Annotated in this window: 6 protein-coding genes; 4 read left to right on the forward strand and 2 right to left on the reverse strand. The window is 32.5% G+C overall.

What is annotated here, in order from left to right:
• Nucleotides 1-135 precede the first annotated feature (135 nt).
• The 4 genes from GL182_RS05130 to GL182_RS05145 all read left to right on the forward strand — a co-directional run bounded on the left by GL182_RS05130 (nucleotide 136) and on the right by GL182_RS05145 (nucleotide 4,215).
• Nucleotides 136-984, forward strand: coding sequence for a hypothetical protein (locus GL182_RS05130; RefSeq protein ID WP_163378462.1), 849 nt, complete (start codon nucleotides 136-138; stop codon nucleotides 982-984).
• Nucleotides 985-1,009: 25 nt separating this feature from the next.
• On the forward strand, nucleotides 1,010-1,300 hold the full coding sequence (locus GL182_RS05135) for a hypothetical protein (RefSeq protein WP_163378463.1): 291 nt from the start codon (nucleotides 1,010-1,012) through the stop codon (nucleotides 1,298-1,300).
• Nucleotides 1,301-2,130: 830 nt separating this feature from the next.
• Nucleotides 2,131-3,753: a hypothetical protein gene (locus GL182_RS05140; protein ID WP_163378464.1), complete on the forward strand. Its 1,623-nt coding sequence runs from the start codon at nucleotides 2,131-2,133 to the stop codon at nucleotides 3,751-3,753.
• A gap of 270 nt (nucleotides 3,754-4,023) precedes the next feature.
• Nucleotides 4,024-4,215 (forward strand): type ISP restriction/modification enzyme, encoded by a 192-nt coding sequence (locus GL182_RS05145; RefSeq protein WP_262889320.1) that lies wholly within the window; start codon nucleotides 4,024-4,026, stop codon nucleotides 4,213-4,215.
• A gap of 697 nt (nucleotides 4,216-4,912) precedes the next feature.
• Here GL182_RS05145 and GL182_RS05150 read toward each other — a convergent pair.
• Together GL182_RS05150 and GL182_RS24040 are read right to left on the reverse strand one after the other, a co-directional pair.
• Nucleotides 4,913-5,596 (reverse strand): RDD family protein, encoded by a 684-nt coding sequence (locus tag GL182_RS05150; protein WP_163378466.1) that lies wholly within the window; start codon nucleotides 5,594-5,596, stop codon nucleotides 4,913-4,915.
• Nucleotides 5,597-5,882: 286 nt separating this feature from the next.
• Nucleotides 5,883-6,000: ATP-binding protein (locus GL182_RS24040; protein WP_240469620.1), on the reverse strand; the 118-nt coding region annotated here is incomplete at its 5' end.

The raw sequence follows: 6,000 nt of genomic DNA on the forward strand, positions 1-6,000 counted from the left end.
AGGAGATAGACGGGTGAGTACACTTCAGCGCTATGTGGAAATATCCGAAATGTCTAAAACGATTGAATTTGAAAAGTATAGTGAGTATCTTACAAACTAGGGTGGTAATTCCCTCTTGGTTTTTGTAATATGGCTATGAAATCAAAAACACTGTTTTTTTTACCAATTGTGTATTTAATTTTTTCCTGCTCAGGAAAAGATAGCGAAACTCATTATTCTGAAAATTTAAATTCATTTGTAGAAAAAGAATTCAAAAAGGAGCCAATTCGAGTGTTTGGGCAGTTAAACCTCAATGTCCACTTTGATAGTTTGGATCTATTTGGCTTTTCCGTAAGAGAAATTAAATCAGGTCCTGACAACAACGAGAAAATATATTACAAGCATTCTCCTTCAGAGGAATTCGGTAGTTTTATGGGAGTTAAATTTAATGAGGTAAGAATTTCGACTTTAAATGATTCTATTTACGAAATAATTCTATCGTCAAATGGCATCGGAATCAAGAATCATTTTTCATACCCTTATGGATATCCAAGTGACGATAGTATCGAAGAAATTGTTGAATTGTTTGGTAAAGAATACGGGAATCCTTATCATGATTTGCCAGGATTTGAGAGCTCCGATATTTTCAAATTGTGGAAGTTTCCAGGACATACGGTAACCCTGAAGGTTAGAAAGTCTCCGACAATTTTGTCCATTCCGAAAGAGTCAATAAAGGATGAATATTATAAGGACTTGGATAGCTTCTATAGTAAAGAAAGATCTTTATCGGAAATAATTAAATTTAACCAGAAAGCAGATAAAAAATATAAAACAGATGATTTCATTAAAATTGAAGAATTTAATGAGCTGAACCACTTTGAAATAATTTATACCTCGAGTTATTTCAGTACAAAGAAAAAGTTGTTTCAAGAAGAGCAGGACAGAATTGAGGCAAAAAAGGATTCATTGCTTAAAGAGGTTGAGAAGCAAAAGATTATAGATTAATAGTTATAAATTAAGGTGTAAATAGATGCTCCAAGAATTCCTCAAAGATGTCCAATCCTCCCTAAAATCCTATAATCAGGGATTAGCCAAACAGAACATGCTGGTAGATATTCCCTGGACCATGGTGGATGGTGAGCTAAATATTCAACGACTCATTTTCCGTAAGGACAAATCCCTGTACATTGTCAAAGAAGGTGAAATACAAGAAAGTAAATGGGAGTATTTGGCTGCCATGGATTCTTTAGTGGTAAATGTTGGGGGTAAGAAGCTACTTTTAAACGAGGTATTTGCTGATGGTAATGCTCTAATTCTTTAAAAGGATGGAATAACCAATGATTTTTTCTGCTTTGTAAACCAAAAGGAAATACCGGATTTAAACTTGGAAGGCTACCTGAAAAGGATTAAAGAATTAGAACCTCCTACTAAATTCGATGAAATCAGCCAAAACGAATCAGATACTGATAAGTTTATTATTTTTACCGTACTTGTGGTAATAGTACTTTTTTTTATTTGGAGTTACTTACAATAAAACCACCTCCTTAAGTCAAATAATATTTGAAATCCCCAAATTTGCCCTTTAATTGCACTAAAGCCTTTTTAATCCTGCTTTTTTACCATAGACCTAATGATACAAGAACTCGAAAAAACCCTCTGGGCTACCGCAGATAAACTTCGGACCAATATGGATGCTGCGGAGTAAAAACATGTTGTATTAGGGCTCATATTACTAAAATATATCTCTGACAGGTTTGAGGAGCTGTACAACAGGATTCAAAAAGATGAGCTGGAAGATCCGGAGGACATAGATGAGTATTTGGCGGAAAATGTTTATTTGAAAGAATTAGTTAAATTAGCAGGAAAAGCATCTAAATCCGAATACATTCATTTTGAAAATGGGATAGGGAAGACTTGTCAAAAGCACCAATAGGTTTTGGTGGCCTCTCATACCTTCAGAAGGGCATTGCAATTAGTAAGGGTTTTCATTGCGCGTTATTCAACACAAACAGGAACCTTAAACCTTAAAATATTATAAATTTTCTGAATAAATTAAAGTTATAGATTTCGGTTTAAATTTTGAATATACCTTTTTGTTTTAAAGAAAGTTAAATAGTGAATGATATGATTCGATAATTTTAAACTAATAAAATGATCTTACTTAAAAAGCACTTTGAAAAAATAGATGGAGTCAATGTCTATGATGGGAATTCGGAAGTTACAATTCATGGAATTTCAAGTGATATATATGAATTAGATGGACAAAACTTTAAAATTTTCAATCTTAAAGTAATAGGGAAAGTAGAATTTTGTTTTAAAAATAAAGTTATTGAATTTATTAATCCGGTTTTTAATAATCTAGTCTCATTTTTAGGAAATAATAATAAAATTATATTTAGTATAAGATTCTCAAGTCAGGCAAATAAAATAATTATTCATGAACCTAAAACAATAGTTGAATATAATCATAAAACACCCGGGAAAGATAATGCCGTTAACCTTATGAATATATATTGTAAAGACCTTTATTTTCAATTTAAAAATATAAAAGTATTGAATGTATATAATGTTAATATTTTAAATGACTTTATTATACTAGGATCTAGTTCAATTCGTTGTGAGGTGGATGAAATCTTAATGGAAGAATGTTCTATTAATTCACTGTTTTTTAGTAGGGTTAAAAATGAATATCCTCATTTAATTAAAACAAAAATAAATAATTTTATCTTGGAAAACATAGTTTATGAAAGCCTTTATTCTTCTGAAAGTATTTTTCTTCCAATTTGTAATAACTATTTTATTTATAATATTAATGCAAATAATATAGAATTTAATATATTCTTTGATAGGGATAAAAATCAAAGTTTGAAAATAACAACGTTTAATATCGAGAAGGTAAACGCAAAAGCAATTGTATTTGAACAAAACAAGCTAGACTTCTATGAATTTTTTATACTTAATTCAAATAGCCAAATCAAATTTAATTCCTCAAATAAATTTGAAGAAATATATGTTAAAATTGGAACCTTAAGGTTAATGGGTGAGGTTACTAGTTTCAAATATGTAAAAAACCTTAGAGCCAACAATTTGGAATTAAACGGTTTTAACCCTTCAACAAATTTTCTCTTTGACGAAGTTAAGGATACTCTTAATAAAGATGGTGATTTTGTAGTAATCAATTCAAATTTAAATAAAGTTACCTTTAAACCGTCTATTCTGCATTTATTTTCAAGGATTTTTATTATTTCTTCTACTATCCAAGATTTACAGTTAATAGGTTTTAAATATGTTGAGCCCAATAACATTAAAAATAAGTACAACGGAGAAAATTGTGATAGGATTGAAATCCTAAGGTTTCTTAAAAACACTTCTGACTCTAAAAAGGATTTAAATTCATATTTAAATTATAAAGCTGCTGAATTTGATGAAACTTTGAAAGGAGATAAAAATTTAAATTGGGGCGAAAAGTTTATCCTTTATTTAAATAAATACACTAACAAGCACTCTACTGACTGGAGGTTTGCTTTTTATGAGATTATTTTTTTAGTTGTTATTTATGCAATTTTTTTGTATTCCATATTGGATAATGATTCATTTGATCTTTTAATTTCAGGTCATATAGACTATTTGCTACTTCCCTTTAATTTTCTGATTAATATTAAAAATGAATTAGACCTTATATACTGGTTGTCTTACGTTGATATTGGGTATAATTTTACTTTGAGTTTTTTAATCTATCAAATGATTGCAGCGTTTAGGAAGTTTAATAAGTAGGAAAATTTAATAAATATGCACAACCTGGGACTGATATTCTTAAAGTATATTTTCGATAGGTTTGAGGAGCTGTACAACAGGCTTCAAAAAGATGAGCTGGCAGATCCGGTGACAACGACGAGTATTTGGTAGAAAAGTTTTTTCCAAATATTTAGTTAACTTAGTAGGTATGGAAACTAAAGAGGGTTGCACTTAATTTGAAAATAAACAAACCTGTCAAAAGTACCAATAGGTTTTGGTGGCTTCTCATACCGTCATGGCAAATCGGCCATTGAATGGATCATGGAACGCTACCAGGTAAAAATAGACAAAGCCAGCGGCATCAAAAACAACCCCAATGATTGGGCAGAAGAAGTCGGTAATCCACGATATATACTGGATCTGCTACTCAGCATTATCAATGTGAGCGTTCAGACAGTGGAGATTGTGGAGGGGTTGCCGAAATTGGAGTTTAATTCGTAATCAATTCAGATGCTTCGATCCAAAAAAGATTTTCAAGAACGAAATTTGCACCGGCAAGCTGTTTTAGAACAGAAAAGCAGAAGTGAGGATGATTTTGAAAAATACATTACCTTCATTTCCTCTGGTGCATTGGCCATTACCGTAACCTTTATTGACAAATTGAGCCCATTGGACCAATCGGTTTATATTTGGGTAGTTTTGTTAGGCTGGTTTTTTCTGGCCAATACACTATTTCTGAATTTAATTTCGCATTACCTTTCAAGTCGATACAATGAAAAAACGATCCAGGACATTGATGAAAATATCTCAACTCTGGATTTGATAAAGAATATTGATCGACGAAACAAAATAATATCGAGATTGAATATCAGTTCAATAATCTTGCTCGGGATTGGTATTCTGTGCATTTTAACTTTTACTGGAATAAACGCATACCATCATGGCTAAAAAAAATAATCCAACACCGACTACTCGACCAACCTCTCCAAGCAGAGAACAAAAAGGGAGAACTGTACCAAAACCGAGTAGTCAACCAAAGCCTCCGTCGAAGAAGTAGATTGCATCATACGGCTTTATATATAAAAGCGAGAACCTCAGAACACAACTTACATTTCAGTAGGTATACGTTTACGTCCGGTGTTCCGAGCGGCAATCCCAGTTAGAGCAATTTGGGGGCAGTATACAAGATTGGGCAACGCTATTGTTCTTCAAATCCTTCGTAAATCCAAAGCCCCACAAAAACGACTATCCAATAAATAACTAACCCAAGAATTAAAACACCGAAAAAGACTTCACCGTCTGAGGAACTGTCATTTCTCTCAGCAATTATTGATGTAACCAAAGGTAAAAATATGCTCAAGGTTATAATTAGCCTAAAAACACCTTTTTTCCGCGATTTTAGTTTTATAATTCGTTTTTGCAAGAAGTTAGCTGATGAATAGTCTACCTTAGTGCTTCCTGTTTTGTAAATTCGTCTCGATTTGATGGTAGTAACCATTGTATTTGGAATTGAGTCGTGCCAACCCCTTGGTTTTCTTGAAAGAAAAGATAATGCGTCAAATGGGATTAATTTTGAAAATGACCTACCTAAGACTTGACCAAAAGATGGCTTTTCAAACGTTCTACTATTAATAACAATAGTGCCTGTCACAAGTTTCCCTAATGTACGATGAAAAAGTCCTTCTAATATTATACAATAAAAAACATAAATCATTACAAAATAGAATTGTTGCATTTCTGGCTCTCTATTTTCTTGAGCAATTGCTGTAGACAACATCATTATTGGGAGGGCATCAATAAACCAACCAATTAATCGTCTCCACCATTCTGCCTTTTTTGGTTTTTCTGATGATGTCTGATCGATTGTGTCAATGTTTTCCATTTATCCTATGTTTGTTTTAATGTTGGTCAACGGTTAGCTTAATATTACTAATGGTGGATTTCGAAGCACTATCTGTTCGACTTACATCGAACTTTCTTAAAACTACAACGCTTGAATTTATCACTTTACCCGCCATAGGTTATATTTTCAATTTGTTAATGCTCTAGTTGTCAGGTTTCTGATTCATCTTAAAATTACCGCTAACTGGGTATTCCGGTCGGACCATGCCAGCGTTTTCGGTCAAATGGTGCCACTCTAAAAGATGCTGCAAAGTAGTGAAAATTTTTTATTCTTCTTTTAAGATACCCTTTCTCATAGACTCCCCTTTTAGGTTGATTCGATGGGAGGAATTTACCAATCTGTCAAGGAAGGCATCGGCCAGCGTCCCTTCTCCACCGAAGAGA

It is taken from the genome of Cyclobacterium sp. SYSU L10401, from assembly GCF_010993705.1.
Classification (GTDB): domain Bacteria; phylum Bacteroidota; class Bacteroidia; order Cytophagales; family Cyclobacteriaceae; genus Cyclobacterium.